Genomic DNA, 17,436 nt, shown 5'->3' with positions numbered 1-17,436 from the left:
AGCGCGCGAAGATCGCCGTCGGCAGCAGCAGTCCGCGCGCTTCCTCGCGCACCGCGAGTTCGCCGCATTCGACCTTGCCGGGGAGGTCGGCGAACAGCTGTGCGAGCAGCTCGCCGATCGCGAGCGCCGACATGCGCACGGCATAGACGGTCAGGAATAGCGCGCGGCTGTCGGCGTCGAGCAATTGCCGGCAGTCGGCGAGCAGCGGCGCCAGCCCCTCCTCCAGCTGCCAGCGTTCGCCGCCCGGGCCGCGGCCGAACTTGGGCGGGTCGAGCAGAATGGCATCGTAGCGCCGCCTGCGCCGCACCTCGCGCGCAGTGAACTTGCCGGCATCGTCGACGATCCAGCGGACGGGCAAGTCCGCCAGCCCCGCGAGCGCGGCATTCTCGCGCGCCTGCGCCACCGATTTCTTCGACGCGTCGACATGGGTGACCGATGCGCCCGCGGCGGCGAGCGCCTGGCTGCCGACGCCGGTATAGCCGAAGAGGTTGAGGAAGGCGGGGTCGGGCTTGCCGGCGACCGTCCCCCGCAGCCAGTCCCACACCGGCGCCATGTCGGGAAAGAAGCCGAGATGGCGGAAGGGCGTGCAACTCGCGGTGAAGCGCGTCTCGCGCCAGCCGAGCGGCCAGCCCTCGGCGGGGACCGGCTTGTTGAAATACCAGCGGCCGCCGCCGTCGTCGTCGGAGGCGGGGATGAATTCGCCGTCGGCAGCCTCCCATTCGCTGTCGGCAGCGCGGGCGCCCACATCGCCTGCGGTTCGGGGCGGATGAAGCGGTAGGGGCCATAGCGTTCGAGCTTGCGCCCGCCGCCGCTGTCGATCAGCCCGTAATCGTCCCACGCCTCGCCGATCAGCGTGACCAGCGGCGCGAGGTCAGCCACGCGCCGCTTCCGCGAGGATATAGGCCTTCACCGCGTCATAGTCGCCCGGCAGCTTTTGATAGCGCTCCTCGCGCTCGAAGATGTTGCCGAGGCGGGCGGGCAGCGCCGGGCGCACGCCGGTCGCGCGTTCGACCGCGTCGCGGAACTTCGCCGGATGCGCGGTCGCGAGAGTGACCACCGGCACGTCGGCGTCGATCTCCAGCCCGCGCGCGGCGGCGAGACCGACCGCGCTGTGCGGGTCGATGATCTGGCCGCCATGCTCCTGCGCCCAGCGCAGCGCGAGCGCCATGCCGTCGCCGTCGATGCGCGCGCTGGAAAAGAGATCGCGTGCGCCCGACAGCATGTCCGCGGGAATAGTCATCGCGCGGCTGCGGTCGAACTCGGCCATCATGCCGGCGATCGCCGCGCCGTCGCGGCCCGCGAGGTCGAAGAGCAGCCGTTCGAAATTGCTGCTGACCTGGATGTCCATGCTCGGCGTCGCGGTGGGGGTGACGCCGCCCGCGCTGTAGTCGCCGCTGGTCAGCGCGCGGTGGAGGATGTCGTTGACGTTGGTCGCGACGACCAGCCGCGCGACGGGCAGGCCCATACGCGCCGCGACATAACCCGCGAACACGTCGCCGAAATTGCCGGTGGGAACGCTGAAGGCGACGGCGCGCTGCGGCGCGCCGAGGCGGACGGCGGCGTAGAAATAATAGACGATCTGGGCCATCAGCCGCGCCCAGTTGATGCTGTTCACCGCCGACAGGGTCAGCGCATCGCGCGCCTCTGCGTCGCCGAACAGCCGCTTCACCATCGCCTGCGCGTCGTCGAAGCTGCCGTCGATCGCGATATTGTGGACGTTGGGGGCGAGCACGGTCGTCATCTGGCGGCGCTGCACGTCGCTGACCCGTCCGCGCGGGTGGAGCATGAAGATGTCGATCCCCTCGCGTCCCGCCACCGCGTCGATCGCGGCCGAACCGGTATCGCCGCTGGTCGCGCCGATGATCGTGAGGTGCCGGTCGGTGCCGGTCAGGAAGGTTTCGAACAACAGGCCGAGCAGCTGTAGCGCGACATCCTTGAACGCGAGCGTCGGGCCGTGAAACAGCTCGAGCAGGAAATGGCGATGGTCGAGCTGGACGAGCGGGGTCACCGCCGCGTGGCTGAACCGGCCATAGGCGCGGGCGCACAGGTCGCGCAGCTCCGCCTCGTTCAGGCTGCCGGCGACGAACGGCGCCATCACCCGCACCGCCGTCTCGACATAGGAAAGGCCGCGCATCGCGGCGATCTGGTCGGCGGTGAAGCGCGGCCATTCGACCGGAACATAAAGGCCGCCATCGCGCGCCAGCCCGGCGAGCGTGACGTCACGGAAATCGAGTTCGGGCGCGGCCCCCCGCGTGCTCTGGTAGCGCATGGCTGGCGGAGTTAGCCGCGCGACCGCGCGTGAGCAAGAAAGTCTAGCTTTGCGGCGATTCCGCGCGCCGTGCGCGCCAGCGCAACGCGAGCAGATAGATGACGCTGGCGACTGCCGCGAACAGGAACCACTGGATCGCATAGGCGAGATGATTGTTGGGGATCGATGCGGGATCGGGCCGCGCGCTTTCGGCGAGGCCCGGCGCCGGCGTTTCGGCGACGAGCATGAGCGGGCGCGGCGGGCGCTTGCCGAACAGCCCCGCAAGCAGCGGCGTCGCGTCGGGCGCATGGGTGATCGTGCCGGTCACCTGTCCGCCCTTCCAGATCGGCGTCGCACCCGGCGCCGTGCTGACGCCCATGTCGACCAGCACCGTCAGCGCCTCGACACCCTGGCGGCACCGCGCCAGATGGCGCCAGCCCGACTGGCCGTTTTCGGCCCGCCCCGCACCCTCCTGCCATCCGGCCACGGTGACGCACATCAGGCTCGCGCGGCGGAACAGATACTGGTCGCCGACCGGTGGATTGGGAAAGGCCATCGCCGGCAGCGACTGGTTGCCCGCATAATGGGCGAGCGCGGCGCCCTTTTCGGCGCGACGCTCCAGCTGCCAGATGCCGAGGCCGATCATCAGCGCGACCGCCGCCAGAACGACAAGGGTGGGCAGCACCGGCATCCTCATGGGCGGTCCTTCAGTCGCCCTTCGCGCGCGGCATTGCGATATTCGAGCGCGATCAGCGCGCCCTTTGCCCAGCGCAGCGAGAAGATGACGAGCGCCAGGGTGAGCGGCGGCCAGATCAGCAGATGGACCCAGACCGGCGGGCTGGCCGACAGTTCGAGCGCGATCGACAGGACGACGATGATGGTGCCGATGATGAGGGTCAGGAACGCGGCCGGCCCATCGCCGACATTGAACGCGGCGAGGTCGAGACCGCAATTCGGGCAGCGCGGCGCGAATTTCACCCAGCCGGCAAACAGCGAGGGCGCGCCGCATTGCGGACACGCCCCCTTGAATGCCGAATCGGTGACCGGAACCGGCGTGGGTTCACCCATGACCGGTTCCCGTCGCTCAGCCGCCGTGAACCGGCGCGCCCGAGCTGCCCCAGACATAGACGACCACGAACAGGAACAGCCAGACGACATCGACGAAATGCCAGTACCAGGCCGCCGCCTCGAACCCGAAATGCTGGCGCGGGGTGAAGTCGCCCCTATAGGCGCGCAGCAGGCAGACCATCAGGAAGATGGTGCCGACGATGACGTGGAAGCCATGGAATCCGGTCGCCATGTAAAAGGCCGAGGAATAGTTCGACTTTCCGAACACGAACGGTGCGTGGCTATATTCATAGGCCTGGATGCTGCTGAAGGTCAGGCCCAGGATGATCGTGAGCCACAGGCCCTTCTTCACGACGTCATTCTCACCGACGCCGATAAAGCCCCACAGCCCCTTCATCTCGCCGCCGCGCTGATTGTGGATCAGCCCGTGATGCGCCCAGGTGACGGTGGTGCCGGACAGGAGCAGGATAAAGGTGTTGAGAAGCGGCAGTTCGAATGCGTTCAGCACTTCCATGCCCTTGGGCGGAAAGGTCGCGACGGCGTTCTGCAACACCTCGACCACGCTGGCATGTTCGCCGCTGACCGAGATGGCGGCGGGAAACAGCGCGAAATCAAACCATGCCCAGAACCAGCCGACGAAGAACATGACCTCCGACGCGATGAAGAGGATCATGCCATAGCGCAGATGCAGCTGGACCACCGGGGTGTGATCGCCGGAATTCGCTTCCTTGATCACATCGACCCACCAGGAGGCCATGCAGAACAGCACCGCGGCCAGACCCGCAAGCGCGACCCAGCCGCCATGCGCGGCGCCCTTCATATACATGATGCCGCCGGCGGCGAGCAGCAGCGCGGCGAGCGAGCTCAGCATCGGCCACGGGCTGGGCGGGAGAATATGGTAGTCGTGGTTCTTGGCGCCGGCCATCGTCCGTCCCTGTTCTTATGGCGTGTTCCCAACGTCGCCTTAAGCGGTGAGCGGGGTGGGCGCAATGGTGGTTTGGCGCGCCCTTGCGCGCCGCGCCGGACAGGTGCGAAGCCCTGACGGCCGCGTCAGCCCGCGGGCTTGGCCTGATCGGCGGGGTAGAAGGTGTAGGAAAGCGTGATCTTCTGAACGTCCCGGGTATCGGGATCGTCCAGGATCTTGGGATCGACATAGTAGATCACCGGCATGCGGACGGTCTCACCGGGCTGGAGCGTCTGCTGGGTGAAGCAGAAACACTGGATCTTGGTGAAATACTTCCCCGCCTGCTCAGGCGTCACGTTGAACGTGGCGGTGCCGGTCATCGCCGTCTTGCCCGCATTGGTGGCGACGAAGAACGCCATGTCGCGCGCGCCGATCGCGATCCGGTCAGACGGCACTTCCGGCCTGAACTGCCAGGGCAGCCTGGGGCTGACATTGCTGTCGAACGAGACCGTCACCTGCCGGTCGGTCGCGCCCGGTGCGGTATCGGCGCGCTGCGTCGTCCCGCCAAAGCCGGTCACCTGGCAGAACAGGCGGTAGAGCGGCACGCTGGCAAAGGCGACCCCGGTCATCGCCGCGACGATCACCACGCCAAGCAGCGCGGTGCGCAGCTTCGGGTCGATCCGCGCGAGCGCGTTCACGATGCGCGCAGCGGCATGCCCGCCTGAATCTTGACGATGCTGATCGCAAAGACGAGCACCACGAACGCGAGCAGCAGCACCGCCATCAGCCGGGCGCGCGATTTCTGCCGCGCGCGGATCGTTTCTTCTTCCTCCGGGGTCATGCCAGCAACCTATCGGCGGCGACCGCGCCGAACAAGATGAAGAGATAGGAGATGGAATAGGCGAACAAGCGCTTTTCCGGCTTCATCGCATCGTCCGTACCGGCCATGCGGGTCGCCACCCGCAGCGCAAGCAGGGCGAACAGCGCGGTGGTGACGAGCGCGGTGGCGCCATAGAGCGCGCCGGTCAGTCCCAGCGGCCAGGGTGCGATCGCGGCCACCGCCATGGGGATGGTGTACAGGCCGATCTGCACCCGCGTCGCGCGCTCGCCGGCGACGACCGGAAGCATCGGCACGCCGGCATTGGCGTAATCGGTCTTCACGAACAGCGCGAGCGCCCAGAAATGCGGCGGCGTCCACAGGAAGACGAGGCCGAACAGCAGCACCGGCAACAGCGCGACGTCACCGGTCGCCGCCGCCCATCCGATCAGCGGCGGAAACGCGCCGGCCGCGCCGCCGATGACGATGTTCTGGGGCGTGCGGCGTTTCAGCCAGACGGTATAGACCAGCACATAGAACAGGATCGAAAGCAACAGGATGCCGGCGGCGACATAATTGACCGCCAGGCCCATCAGAATCACCGAAAAGGCGGCGACGCCGACTCCGAAATGCAGCGCCGATTGCCGGTCCATACGGCCCGCCGGCAGTGGGCGGCCGCGCGTCCGCTTCATCTGCGCATCCAGATCGGCTTCATACCACTGGTTGAGCGCGCCCGCCGCGCCGGCCCCCAGCGCGATGCACAGGATCGCGGTGAACCCGATCACCGGATGGATCGGCGCGGGCGCGGCGAGCATGCCGCACAGGCCGGTGAAGACGACGAGCGTCATCACCCGCGGCTTCGTCAGCGCAAGGAAATCGCGCCAGTCGGCGGGCAGGATCAGGGCGTGATTGGCGACGGACATCTGCGCGCGCCTATAGCGGGGCGTCCGCGTCGGGGAAAGGGCCGGAGCGGTCAGTCGCGTGCGGCGCGCTCGATCGGATCGATCAGCAGCGCGAACGCAAGCGCCACCGCGGCCGCCGCCCAGAGCGCGGAGAGGCCGAATCGGCCATGCGTCAGCCCGCCGGTCACCCCGCCACCGATCAGCCCCAGCCACAGCAGCGCGTGCGGCACCCATCCCCAGCGCGGGCCGCCGGTGAGCGCGGCGGCGATTCGCTGTCCCACCTTGACCAGCGTGCCGGTCATATAGGTGAGGCCGACCGTGTCCCCGCCCTCGGCAAAGACGCCGTTTTCCGCCCCCATCGCGCATGCGGCGAACGCGAGCGTCAGGGTCACCGGAACGATGCCTGCGCTCACCGCCGCCGCCGCGAGCAAGGCCGATACCAGCAGCAGCACCCGCATCCGCCGGCGCGGCCGGCCGGCCGGTGCGACCAGCGTCGCCAGAACGACCCCGGACAGGAATGCGCCGATCAGCGCGAGCGCGATGCCGATCACCTGCCCGCCGGCGATCGCCACGCCCAGCCGGGTCGAGTTGCCGCTCATGAACGAGGCGAAATAGCCGCCCGAGGCGATGAAACCCACCGAATCGACATAGCCGGCAAGCGCCGAAAGCAGCACCGCGATCATCTGCCGGCGGCGATCGAGCCGGGTCACCGCAGCGCCCCCGCGCGCGGGCCGGCGCACGCCCCCCGATGCGACGAAGCGCCCCGGTTTCCCGGAGCGCTTCGCCTGTGTTCGCGATGCCGCGACTCAGTGATGCTTGTCGTCCTCGATCACCGGCAGCGTTTCGAACTGGTGGAACGGCGGCGGGCTGGACAGCGTCCATTCCAGCGTCGTCGCGCCTTCGCCCCAGGGATTGTCCGGAGCCTTCTTGCCCGCGAGCAGCGACCAGATGATATTCACGAAGAAGAAGCCCATGCCGACCAGCATGATCGCATAGCCCACGCTGGAGATGTGGTTCCAATAGGCATAGGCATCCGGATAATCGGGGTAGCGGCGCGGCATGCCCTGAAGGCCCAGGAAGTGCTGCGGGAAGAACAGCACGTTCACGCCGACGAAGAACACCCAGAAGTGCAGCTGGCCCAGCAGTTCGCTGTACATCCGGCCCGACATCTTCGGGAACCAGTAGTAAAAGCCCGCGAACAGGCCGAACACCGCGCCCAGGCTGAGCACATAGTGGAAGTGGGCGACGACGTAATAGGTGTCGTGCATGTAGTCATCGACGCCGCCATTGGCGAGCACGACGCCGGTGACGCCGCCGACCGTGAACATGAAGATGAAGCCGATCGCCCAGACCATCGGGGTCTTGAACGTCATCGATCCACCCCACATGGTGGCGATCCAGCTGAAAATCTTGATGCCGGTCGGCACCGCGATGATCATCGTCGCGGCGGTGAAGTACATCTTCACGTTCACGCTCATGCCGGTCGTGAACATGTGGTGCGCCCACACGACGAATCCGACCACGCCGATCGCGACCATGGCATAGGCCATGCCGAGATAGCCGAACACCGGCTTGCGGCTGAACGTCGCGACGATCTGGCTGATGATGCCGAAGCCCGGCAGGATCATGATATACACTTCAGGGTGACCGAAGAACCAGAACAGATGCTGGTACAGGATCGGATCGCCGCCACCGGCCGGATCGTAGAAGGTGGTGCCGAAATTGCGGTCCGTCAGCAGCATGGTGATCGCCGCGGCCAGCACCGGCAGCGCGAGCAGCAGCAGGAAGGCCGTGATCAGCACCGACCATACGAACAGCGGCATCTTGTGCAGCGTCATGCCCGGCGCGCGCATGTTGAAAATGGTGGTGATGAAGTTGATCGCGCCGAGGATCGACGACGCGCCGGCGAGGTGGAGCGACAGGATCGCCATGTCCACGCTCGGCCCCGGCTCGCCATAGGTCGAGAGCGGCGCATAGACCGTCCAGCCGGTGCCGGCACCGCCCCCGAAAAAGGGTGAGGCGAGCAACAGCAGGAACGCCGGGATCAGCAGCCAGAAGGACAGGTTGTTCATGCGCGGGAACGCCATGTCCGGCGCACCGATCATGATCGGCACGAACCAGTTGCCGAAGCCGCCGATCATCGCCGGCATCACCATGAAGAACACCATGATGAGGCCGTGCGCGGTGATCAGCACGTTCCAGAAATGGAGCGATTCGTCGAAGCTCTGTTCGTTGCCATGCACGAAGCTGGCGATCGCGCCGAGATACTGGATCCCCGGCTGCGCCAGTTCGAGGCGCATGATGCCGGAAATGCCGCCGCCGATGATCCCCGCGACGATCGCGAAGATCAGGTACAGCGTGCCGATGTCCTTGTGGTTGGTGGACAGGAACCAGCGCGCGAAAAAGCCGGGATGGTGATCGCCGTGCGCGTCGTGGTGGTCATGATGCGCTTCAAATGCGGAAGCGTCGCGAGCTACGTCGGTCATGGCTGCTTATTCCGTAGTGCCGGTGGCGGCTTGATTGGTGGTCGCGGCCTCGACGGTCGCGTTGGTGACGGGGCCGAGGCCCGTGGCCGGGGTCGAGGTGGCGTCCGCCTTGTCGCTGCCCGGCTGAGCCGGCGCGGCGTCGGACGGCTTGCCCGGGGCGGGCATCTTGCCGCCCTTCGCCGCGACCCACTGCGCGAACACCGCCGGTTCCACGGCCTCGACCGCGATCGGCATGAAGCCGTGGCGCGCGCCGCACAGTTCGGAACACTGGCCGAAATACACGCCCGGCTTTTCGATGGTGAAGCTGGTTTCGTTGAGGCGGCCGGGGACCGCGTCCATCTTGATCCAGAAGGCCGGGATCGCCCAGCTGTGGATCACGTCGTTCGACGTCGCGATCAGGCGGATCGGCACGCCGACCGGCAGCACGATGCGGTTGTCGACCGCGAGCAGGCGGGGACCGTCGGCGTCGGTGCGGAACCGCTGCCCCGCCGGAACCTGATCCTTTTCCTTCAGCATGTTCGCGGTGATCGCGATGCCGCCATGATCGGGATATTCGTACGACCAGTACCACTGGTTGCCGATCGCCTTGATCGTCACGGCATTGTCGGGCGCCGGCTTGAACTGCTTGGCGAGCAGCGAGATCGACGGCCAGGCGATGAAGGCGAGGATGAGGACGGGGAACAGCGTCCACACGATCTCGATCGCGGTGTTGTGGCTGGTTTTCGACGGGGTCGGGTTCGCCCCGCGCCGATAGCGGACGATCGTCCAGGCCAGCAGGATCAGCACGAAGATCGAGATGACCGTGATGATCGGCAGCAGGATGTGGTTGTGGAAGCCGGCGGCGCGCTCACCCAGCTTCGTCACCTGGGGCTGGACGCCGATATGGCCAAGGGTCGGCATGCCGATGCCAGCGACCGGCGCGACCTTTTGCGAGCCGTCGGGGTTGAGCGTGGGATCGGCGACCGTCGCCGCAGCGGCAGCCGGCGCGGCTTGCGTGCCGGGCGCGGTCGCGGCGGCGGGCGTCGCCACAGCCACCGGCGCGGGCGTTGCCGGTGCGGCCGGCGCGGTCTGGCCCTGTGCGATGCCACCCGCGAGCGCGAGGCCCGCGGCAAGGACGATCGCCTTCAATCCATGCATACGCATCGTGTCGTTCAACCCCATGTTTCCCTGCCCCTGTGCGGGACGCGCCGGGTTTCCGGTCGCGCAGGCGCATTTCACCCGTTCGCGCTGGCCTATAGCACCAACAACGCGCGTCTCAAGCACGTCGGTTGCTCTTTTTGGTGCGCGGTTGCGGCACACGGGCCACACGCCTAGATGCGAACGCGACACGACGGGCCGGGAGGAAAGCGTGACCGACGAGGAGGTTCTGGACGAATTCCGCGCGGCGGAGGCGCTGCTGGAGGGGCATTTCATCCTGTCCTCGGGTCTTCGCAGCCCCCGCTACCTGCAATGCGCGCGCGTCCTGATGAACCCCGCCCGCGCGGCGCGGCTGGCTCAGGCGGTGGCGGCAACCATCCCCGCGGAGCTGCGCGCGCGGATCAGCGCGGTGGTCTCGCCCGCGATGGGCGGGGTGATCGCCGGACAGGAGGTCGCCCGCGCGCTCAATGTCGATGCGATGTTCGTCGAGCGCCCGACCGGCACCTTCGAATTGCGGCGCGGCTTTCGCCTGGCGCCGGGGCAGGAGGTGCTGATGATGGAGGATGTCGTCACCACCGGCCTGTCGAGCCGCGAGGCGATCCGGGCGATCGCGGACGCCGGTGGCACGGTGATCGCTGCCGCCAGCCTGGTCGATCGGTCGAACGGCACGGCGGATCTGGGCGTTCCCTTCTTCCCGCTGATCCGGCTCGACGTGCCGAGCTACGAACCCGATTCGCTCCCGCCCGAACTGGCGTCGATCCCGGCGATCAAGCCGGGCAGCCGGGCCGCAGCCTGATGGGCGATCTGCGCCTTGGCGTGAACATCGATCATGTCGCGACGGTGCGGAACGCGCGCGGAAGCGGCTATCCCGACCCTGTGCGTGCGGCATTGCTGGCGGCGCAGGCGGGGGCGGACGGCATCACCGCGCATCTGCGCGAGGATCGCCGGCACATCACCGACGACGATATCGCGCGCCTTTCCGCCGAACTGCCGGTGCCGTTGAACCTCGAAATGGCGGCGACCGACGAGATGCTGGGGATCGCCCTGCGCCACCGGCCGCACGCCGCGTGCATTGTCCCGGAAAAGCGCGAGGAACGCACGACCGAGGGGGGGCTGGACGCCGCCGGGCTGCATAACATGCTCGCCCCGATGGTGGCCGAGTTGCGCAATGCCCGCATCCGCGTGTCGCTGTTCATCGAACCCGATCCGCGCCAGATCGAGGCGGCGATGAAGCTTGGCGCGCCGGTCGTCGAAATCCATACCGGCCGCTATTGCGAGCTGGAGGGCGAGGCGCGGACGGCCGAGCTGCGCCGCATCGCCGACGCCGCCGCGCTGGCCGCGAAGAACGGGATCGAGGTGCATGCCGGCCACGGCCTCACCTTCGACAATGTCGTGCCGATCGCCGCAATCCCGCAGCTGCGCGAGCTGAATATCGGCCACTTCCTGATCGGCGAGGCGATCTTCGACGGGTTGGCCCCGGTGGTGACGCGGATGCGCGAATTGATGGACGCGGCGCGGTGAGCGTTTTCGCGCCCGACGGCAGTGCGGCACCGGCCCGCGCCCCGACATGGTCACCCATTTCAGAATATCCTGCCGATGGGTGGCCGGGTGGGGGCGCGGGCCGGTGCCGCACTGCCGATCGCCGGATCGGGAGAAACGCGGCATGATCATCGGGATCGGCTCGGACCTCTGCAATATCGAGCGGATCCAGGCGTCGCTCGACAGGTTCGGTCTGCGGTTCGAACGGCGCGTGTTCACCGATGTCGAACTGCGCAAGGCGGCGAAGCGGCCGCTCAACTATGCCGCGACGCTCGCCAAACGCTTCGCTGCCAAGGAGGCGTTTTCGAAGGCGGTGGGGACCGGATTCAAGGCCGGTGTCTTCATGCGGGACATCGGCGTGGTCAACGCCCCCTCGGGCGCGCCGACATTGGCGCTGACCGGCGGGGCCAGGGCGCGGCTTGACGCGATGACGCCGGCGGGTCACCTCGTAAAGGTGCATCTGACGCTCACCGACGACTTTCCCTGGGCTCAGGCGTTCGTGATCATCGAGGCCCTGGTCGAGCAATAGGGCCTGATGCGAGAGGAAGCGTAATGGCCGAGGAGTTGGCGTTGGAGGCAGGTGAAGCGGAGGCCGGGCGCGGCACCGACTGGTGGGGCGAGGTGAAGGGCATCTTCTGGCTCGTCATCGCGGTGCTGGGTTTTCACAGCCTGGTCGCCAAGCCGTTCTACATCCCGTCCGAATCGATGATGCCGACGCTGCTGGTCGGCGACCGGCTGGTCGTGAGCAAATATCCCTATGGCTATTCCTACGTCACCCCCACCTTTCACGTGCTGCCGTTCATCCACGGGCGGCTGTTCGGGCATCTGCCCGAGCGCGGCGACATCGTCATCGTCACGCCGACCGATGCGCGCAGCGACTATATCAAGCGCGTGATCGGCCTGCCGGGCGAGGTGGTCGAGATGCATGGCGGCATCGTCTATATCAACGGCCGCCCCGTCACCCGCGAGAAGCTGGGGACCCGCGCGCTGAAGGTTGACGTCAACCTTCCCTGCGACGGCACCCACTATCCCGGCATGCTGGGCCGCGATGCCGCCGGCGATCTGGTCTGCAACGTGCCGATCGTCCGCGAAACGCTGCCCGGCGGCGCCAGCTATGACACGATCGACATCGGCTCCACCACCGCCGACAATTTCGCGCCGGTGCGGATTCCCGCCGGCCATGTCTGGCTGATGGGCGACAATCGCGACAACAGCGCCGACAGCCGGGTGAGCCTGGCGGAGCAGGGGCTGGGCGGGCCGGTGCCGATCGAGAATATCGGCGGACGCGCGGAGTTCATCACCTTCAGCCTCGACGGCACCGCCGGCTGGAATCCGCTGACCTGGTCGCAATCCTTCCGTTCGGGCCGCGCCGGAACGTCGCTGCATCCCGACCGCGCGGGGGCCAAGATCCGATGAGCGAGGACCATGTCTCCGTCGTCCATGAACCCGGCCCCAACGAGCTACGCGACCCGCTGGTCCGTGCCGAGATGCGGCGGGCGTCGGTATGGTTCGGCATGGCGATCGCGGCGGCGCTCGTCGTCCTGCTGATCCAGCCGCTGCTGCTGATCTTTGCGGGGCTGGTCGTCGCGTCGATGCTGGACGGCGGCACCCGCCTGATCCGGCGCGCGCTGCCGATCCCGCGCGGGGTGGCGCTGCTGATCGTCGTGCTGCTGGTCGTCGCCTTCGTCGCCGGGGTCTTCTACCTGACCGGGGTCGAGATCGCGAGCCAGGCCGAACAGCTTCGCGCCACGCTGGAGGCGCAATCGGTGCGCGTCACCGCCTGGCTCAGCCAGCTTGGCGTCATGCCCGAAGCGTCCGACCTGACCGGCCTCGCCCAGCAGGCGCTGGGGTCGGTGGGTAAGGTGACGTCGTTCATCGGCGGCGCGATCGGTGCGATCGGCAGCTTTTTCCTGGTGATGGTGATCGGCCTGTTCGTGGCCATGGAGCCGCGCCTGTACGAGCGCGGGTTGCAGTGGATGGTGCCGATGGGATCGCGCGACCAGTTCGCGATCACCCTCGCCCGGATGGCCCGCACCATGCGCATCCTGCTGGCCGGACGGCTGGCGGGCATGGTGTTCGAGGGGGCGCTGACCTGGATCCTGCTCTCGGTCGCCGGGGTGCCGATGGCGTTGCTGCTCGGCATCCTGACCGGCATGCTGGCGTTCATCCCCAATATCGGCGCGTTCATTTCGGGCGTGCTGATGGTCGCGGTGGGGTTCAGCGCCGGCGCGAATGAAGGGCTGTGGGCGATCGCGATCTATTTCGGGGTCCAGACGTTCGACGGTTATGTGCTGCTTCCGCTGGTCGCGAAGCATACGGTCGATATGCCGCCGGCGCTCACCATGTCGTCGCAGATCCTGATGAGCACGCTGTTCGGATTTCTGGGCCTCGCGCTGGCCGATCCGATCGTCGCGATGATCAAGGTGGCGCTGGAGCGCAGCGCGGAACAGGCCAAGGCGGCAGGCGTCGCCCGGGACGCCGCCACCGCGAAACGGCGGCGCGTGCGCGGGAAAGCGGCATCATGATCCTTTACGACTATTTCCGGTCGTCGGCCGCCTATCGCGTGCGAATCGCGCTCAATCTCAAACAGGTCGAACATGAACGGGTGCAGGTCCATCTGGTGAAGGGGGATCAACGCGAGGCCGACTATCTGGCACGCAATCCCCAGGGGCTGGTGCCGGCGCTCGACATCGGCGGCGGGGTGGTGCTGACGCAGAGCCTGGCGATCATCGAATGGTTGGATGCGACCTATCCGGCGCCGCGCCTCATCCCGGCGGAGCCGCTGGCGCGCGCGCGCGCGATGGCACAGGCGCTCACGATCGCGGCCGACATCCACCCGATCGACAATCTGCGCGTGCTGCGCCGGCTGAAATCGCAGTTCGGCGCGGACGAGGACGCGACCGGCGAATGGTATCGCCACTGGATCGCGCTCGGCTTCGCGGCGCTGGAAACGATGGCCGGCAGCGGCGCGGGACCGTTTCTGGGCGGTGAGGCGCCCGGAATCGCCGACGTCATGCTCGTCCCGCAGATGTTCAACGCCCGACGATACGATCTGCCGCTCGACGCCTATCCGCGCCTGGTCGCCGCCGATGCGGCGGCGCGCGCGCTCGAACCGTTCGCCGCCGCCAGCCCCGACCGGTCCGCGCCCGAATGAGGGCGCTGGCCCGCCTGCTGATCCTCACCCCGCTTCCCGCCCTTGCGCAGGAGATCGTCGTCACCGGCCGCGGGCTGGATCCCGTGCCGGGCGAGGATGCCTATGCCGTCGCACAGATCGACCGCGATCAGATCGCGGCGAGCGCGAGCGCGCGGCTGGAAGACCTTCTGGACGAGGTTGCCGGCACCGCCCAGTTCCGCCGCGCCGATTCGCGGTCCGCCCACCCGACCGCCCAGGGAATCACCCTGCGCGGGCTGGGCGGGAACGCGTCGAGCCGGGCGCTGCTGCTGCTCGACGGCGTGCCGCAGGCCGATCCGTTCGGCGGGTGGGTGCCGTTTCCCGCCTATCTTCCCCAGCGGCTGGCCGGGATCCGCGTGACGCGCGGTGGCGGCAGCGGACTGGCCGGCCCCGGCGCGCTGGCGGGGACCATCGACCTCACCAGCGCGGACGCCGCGATGATGGGACCGCTGACCCTCGACGCGGCGCTGGGCAGTCGCGACTCGGTCGATCTGGTCGCGACAGGTGGCGCGACGCTGGGCGCAGGCAGCGTCGCGCTGGCGGGGCAACTCGCGCGCGGCGCCGGTTTCATCCCGATCGTCGCCGAAGATCGCGGCCCAGTCGATCGTCCCGCGCCGTATCGCCAGGCGAGCGTGGCGATGCGCGCGGTGTTCCCGGTCGGCGAGACAACCGAATTGCAGGCGAGCCTGTCCGGGTTCGATGACCGGCGCGCGCGTGGCACGCCCTTTACCGATATCCGCAGCCAGGGCGCCGATGCCAGCCTGCGCGCGGTCGGGCGCGGCGCGTGGCGATGGTCGGCGCTCGCCTATCTGCAACAGCGCGCCTTTGCCAGCGGCTTTGCCAGCATCGACGCCCAACGGATCACCGCGTCCCCGGTGCTCGATCAGCAGCTTCCCTCCACCGGCACCGGCGCGCGGATCGAGGTGCAGCCCCCGTTGAGCGCCGGCTTCACCCTGCGCGTCGGAGGCGATCTGCGCCATGTGAGCGGACACACGCAGGAACGCTACAGCTTCGTCGCGGGCAGCCCGACGCGGGGGCGCCGGGCGGGCGGGAGCGCGCTGACCGCAGGCCTGTTCGCCGACCTCAGTCGCGCGGCGGGTCCGCTGACGCTCGACGTCGGGGGCCGGATCGACCGCTGGCGCCTGAGCGATGGCACGCTGTTCGAAGCCGCGCTGGCGGGCGGCGCGCCGATCACGGACACCCGCTTTCCGGACCGGAGCGGGTGGGAAGCGACCGGCCGGGTCGGCGCGGCGCTGAAGGCATCGGCCGCCATTACCCTGCGGACCGCCGCCTATCTCGGCTGGCGACTCCCCACCCTCAACGAACTGTATCGCCCGTTCCGTGCCGGCGCGGACGCGACCGCCGCCAATGCGGGATTGGCGCCCGAACGCCTGCGCGGCGCGGAAGTGGGGATCGACCTGGCGCCGGCCCGCACGCTGACGCTGCGTACGACCGCCTATTGGAGCCGGATCCAGGGCGCGATCGCCAATGTCACCCTGGCGACCGGTCCGGGCAATTTCCCCGGGGTCGGCTTTGTCGGGGCGACCGGCGCCTATCGTCAGCGACGCAATCTGGATGGGGTGCGCGCGCGCGGGATCGAGGTCGATCTGCGCTGGAGGTCCGGGCCGTGGCGTGCGAACGCGTCCTGGGCGTTGACCGATGCGCGGGTCGATGCGTCGGGCGTGGCGGCGCCGCTGAATGGATTGCGACCGGCGCAGACGCCCCGGCACCAGCTGTCCCTGGGCGGGGGATGGACCCGGCGGGGAACAGCGATCGCCGTCGCCGCGCGCTATGTCGGCCGGCAGTTCGAAGACGATCGCAACAGCCAGGCGCTGGCGGACGCGCTGACGTTCGACGCGCGGATGGCGGTTCCACTGACGGGGTCGGTCACGATCGAGGCGCGCGGCGAGAATCTGGCCGATGCACGGGTCGAAACGGCGATCACCGGCGCGGGGACCGTCGAACGAGCGACCCCGCGCACGCTGTGGATCGGGCTGCGCTATCGCCCGCGCTGAACGACGCATTCGTCGAACAGCGCCAGATAGGCCGTCACCGGATCGGCACCGGTTTCGACCAGCGGTTCGGGCCGCGACCGCCCCGGCGCCAGCCAGTGGTTCAGCGCCGTCACGAGTCGCGCACGATCGCCCGGTGGCACCACGGTGCCACGTTCGTCGCTGTCGATCAGTTCGCCGATGGCGACGCTCGAATCGGTCGCGACCACCGGCGCGCCGAGCGCCAGCGCTTCGCGAACCACACCGGGAACGCCTTCAAATTCGGAGGTGAGCGCCACCACGCTGGCACGCGCGATCGCCGGCAACGGATCGAGCACATGGCCCGGCATCGACACGCGCGCGCCCAGATCGAGTCGGTCGATCAAACGCGTGAGGGCATCGCGCTCCGCCCCTTCGCCGAGGATCACCAGCCTGACCTCGGGATCATGCAGTCGCGGCATCGCCGAGATCAGCCGGTCCCAGCGCTTCTGGGGCGCCAGCCGGCCGACGCCGAGGATGAACCGGCCCTCCGGCAAGGGCGGCGGGGGGGCGCCGGGAATCGGCAGCGCCGGTGGATTGGGAATCACCCGCAACCGCGCGGGCGGCATGCGCATCGCGGCGGCCGCTTCGCGCGCCATGCCGGGCGTCATCGCCACCGCGACGTCGAGGAAGGTGGGATGCATGCGCAGCCACAGGCGATAGGCACCCCCGGCGCCACGCGGCAGATCGGGGCGGTCCAGCGCATTCGATACCTTGCCGACGATCGGCGGGCAGGCGCGCCCCAGACGGCGTCGCAGCCACCAGGCCGCAGCGCTATAGTGGTTGCCCGGGCAAAAGATGATGTCCGGCGCGGCCCGGCGGACGAGATGCGGCAGGCCAAGCAGCGCCCGGTACGCGGCGTCGCCAAGGTCGTGCAGATCGACCCCCTCCGGCAACTCGTCCGCCAGCGCGCCGCGCGCGTCCCCGACGATCAGCGTGACCCGCCGGCCCGCCCGCGCCCAGCCGCCCGCCATGCGCAGCATCGCGCGCTCGACGCCACCACCGCGCAGCGTCTGTGCGAAGCTCAGAATATGGGCGGCGGGGGGTGGCATGAAATCGGACATGGGGTTGCAGCCTGCCTTGCTAAAGCCCAAATCCGCCCGCGAATAGGCCGATATCTATCGATAACTGCG

General features: G+C 68.5%; 18 protein-coding genes and 1 pseudogene. 7 read left to right on the top strand and 12 right to left on the bottom strand.

Going from position 1 to position 17,436, the window contains the following annotated elements; all coding sequences use genetic code 11:
- The 11 genes and pseudogenes from KF783_RS04760 to coxB all read right to left on the bottom strand — a co-directional run.
- Nucleotides 1–879: pseudogene (locus tag KF783_RS04760) on the bottom strand (class I SAM-dependent methyltransferase); the annotation flags it as partial.
- Complete coding sequence (thrC, locus tag KF783_RS04755; protein WP_294076946.1) at nucleotides 872–2,269, bottom strand: threonine synthase; 1,398 nt, start codon at nucleotides 2,267–2,269, stop codon at nucleotides 872–874. The pseudogene KF783_RS04760 and the gene thrC, both read right to left, overlap by 8 nt.
- Before the next feature lie 43 nt (nucleotides 2,270–2,312).
- Nucleotides 2,313–2,945 carry an SURF1 family protein gene (locus KF783_RS04750; protein ID WP_294076945.1) on the bottom strand — a complete coding sequence of 211 codons (633 nt, stop codon included), beginning with the start codon at nucleotides 2,943–2,945 and terminating at the stop codon, nucleotides 2,313–2,315.
- Nucleotides 2,942–3,316 carry a DUF983 domain-containing protein gene (locus KF783_RS04745; RefSeq protein ID WP_294076944.1) on the bottom strand — a complete coding sequence of 125 codons (375 nt, stop codon included), beginning with the start codon at nucleotides 3,314–3,316 and terminating at the stop codon, nucleotides 2,942–2,944. The genes KF783_RS04750 and KF783_RS04745 overlap by 4 nt, the downstream gene beginning before the upstream one ends.
- 16 nt (nucleotides 3,317–3,332) lie before the next feature.
- Nucleotides 3,333–4,241, bottom strand: a complete 909-nt coding sequence (locus KF783_RS04740; protein WP_294076943.1) for a cytochrome c oxidase subunit 3 — start codon at nucleotides 4,239–4,241, stop codon at nucleotides 3,333–3,335.
- Nucleotides 4,242–4,366: 125 nt separating this feature from the next.
- On the bottom strand, nucleotides 4,367–4,921 hold the full coding sequence (locus KF783_RS04735) for a cytochrome c oxidase assembly protein (protein ID WP_294076983.1): 555 nt from the start codon (nucleotides 4,919–4,921) through the stop codon (nucleotides 4,367–4,369).
- The gene (locus KF783_RS04730) at nucleotides 4,915–5,061 is read right to left on the bottom strand and encodes a hypothetical protein (RefSeq protein ID WP_294076942.1); all 147 of its coding nucleotides are present in this window, start codon (nucleotides 5,059–5,061) and stop codon (nucleotides 4,915–4,917) included. Before KF783_RS04730 ends, KF783_RS04735 begins: the two co-directional genes overlap by 7 nt.
- Nucleotides 5,058–5,960, bottom strand: coding sequence for a heme o synthase (locus KF783_RS04725; RefSeq protein WP_294076941.1), 903 nt, complete (start codon nucleotides 5,958–5,960; stop codon nucleotides 5,058–5,060). Before KF783_RS04725 ends, KF783_RS04730 begins: the two co-directional genes overlap by 4 nt.
- Before the next feature lie 50 nt (nucleotides 5,961–6,010).
- The gene (locus tag KF783_RS04720; RefSeq protein WP_294076940.1) at nucleotides 6,011–6,649 is read right to left on the bottom strand and encodes a YoaK family protein; all 639 of its coding nucleotides are present in this window, start codon (nucleotides 6,647–6,649) and stop codon (nucleotides 6,011–6,013) included.
- Nucleotides 6,650–6,745: 96 nt separating this feature from the next.
- Nucleotides 6,746–8,425 carry a cytochrome c oxidase subunit I gene (gene ctaD / locus KF783_RS04715; RefSeq protein WP_294076939.1) on the bottom strand — a complete coding sequence of 560 codons (1,680 nt, stop codon included), beginning with the start codon at nucleotides 8,423–8,425 and terminating at the stop codon, nucleotides 6,746–6,748.
- Nucleotides 8,426–8,431: 6 nt separating this feature from the next.
- Nucleotides 8,432–9,586 (bottom strand): cytochrome c oxidase subunit II, encoded by a 1,155-nt coding sequence (coxB, locus tag KF783_RS04710; RefSeq protein ID WP_294076938.1) that lies wholly within the window; start codon nucleotides 9,584–9,586, stop codon nucleotides 8,432–8,434.
- 187 nt (nucleotides 9,587–9,773) lie between these two features.
- Between coxB and pyrE the strand changes: the two genes are divergently transcribed.
- The 7 genes from pyrE to KF783_RS04675 all read left to right on the top strand — a co-directional run bounded on the left by pyrE (nucleotide 9,774) and on the right by KF783_RS04675 (nucleotide 16,288).
- Nucleotides 9,774–10,358, top strand: a complete 585-nt coding sequence (gene pyrE, locus KF783_RS04705; protein ID WP_294076937.1) for an orotate phosphoribosyltransferase — start codon at nucleotides 9,774–9,776, stop codon at nucleotides 10,356–10,358.
- Nucleotides 10,355–11,083, top strand: coding sequence for a pyridoxine 5'-phosphate synthase (locus KF783_RS04700; protein ID WP_294076982.1), 729 nt, complete (start codon nucleotides 10,355–10,357; stop codon nucleotides 11,081–11,083). Before pyrE ends, KF783_RS04700 begins: the two co-directional genes overlap by 4 nt.
- Before the next feature lie 142 nt (nucleotides 11,084–11,225).
- On the top strand, nucleotides 11,226–11,630 hold the full coding sequence (gene acpS / locus KF783_RS04695; RefSeq protein ID WP_294076936.1) for a holo-ACP synthase: 405 nt from the start codon (nucleotides 11,226–11,228) through the stop codon (nucleotides 11,628–11,630).
- Between the two features lie 23 nt (nucleotides 11,631–11,653).
- A complete protein-coding gene (lepB, locus tag KF783_RS04690) occupies nucleotides 11,654–12,517 on the top strand; it encodes a signal peptidase I (protein WP_294076935.1) in 864 nt (287 codons plus the stop codon).
- The gene (locus tag KF783_RS04685; protein WP_294076934.1) at nucleotides 12,514–13,626 is read left to right on the top strand and encodes an AI-2E family transporter; all 1,113 of its coding nucleotides are present in this window, start codon (nucleotides 12,514–12,516) and stop codon (nucleotides 13,624–13,626) included. The genes lepB and KF783_RS04685 overlap by 4 nt, the downstream gene beginning before the upstream one ends.
- Entirely contained in the window at nucleotides 13,623–14,255 is a 633-nt protein-coding gene (maiA, locus tag KF783_RS04680; protein WP_294076933.1) for a maleylacetoacetate isomerase, read from the top strand. Before KF783_RS04685 ends, maiA begins: the two co-directional genes overlap by 4 nt.
- Nucleotides 14,252–16,288 carry a TonB-dependent receptor gene (locus KF783_RS04675; protein ID WP_294076932.1) on the top strand — a complete coding sequence of 679 codons (2,037 nt, stop codon included), beginning with the start codon at nucleotides 14,252–14,254 and terminating at the stop codon, nucleotides 16,286–16,288. The genes maiA and KF783_RS04675 overlap by 4 nt, the downstream gene beginning before the upstream one ends.
- Here the strand turns inward: KF783_RS04675 and KF783_RS04670 are convergent.
- Nucleotides 16,273–17,367, bottom strand: coding sequence for a glycosyltransferase (locus KF783_RS04670; protein ID WP_294076931.1), 1,095 nt, complete (start codon nucleotides 17,365–17,367; stop codon nucleotides 16,273–16,275). The two genes, KF783_RS04675 and KF783_RS04670, sit on opposite strands and share 16 nt — an antisense overlap.
- Between the last annotated feature and the right edge of the window lie 69 nt (nucleotides 17,368–17,436).

This window comes from Sphingomonas sp. (assembly GCF_019635455.1).
Classification (GTDB): domain Bacteria; phylum Pseudomonadota; class Alphaproteobacteria; order Sphingomonadales; family Sphingomonadaceae; genus Sphingomonas.
Note: the sequence above shows the minus strand (reverse complement) of the source record. Positions and strands in the feature narration are given on the sequence as shown.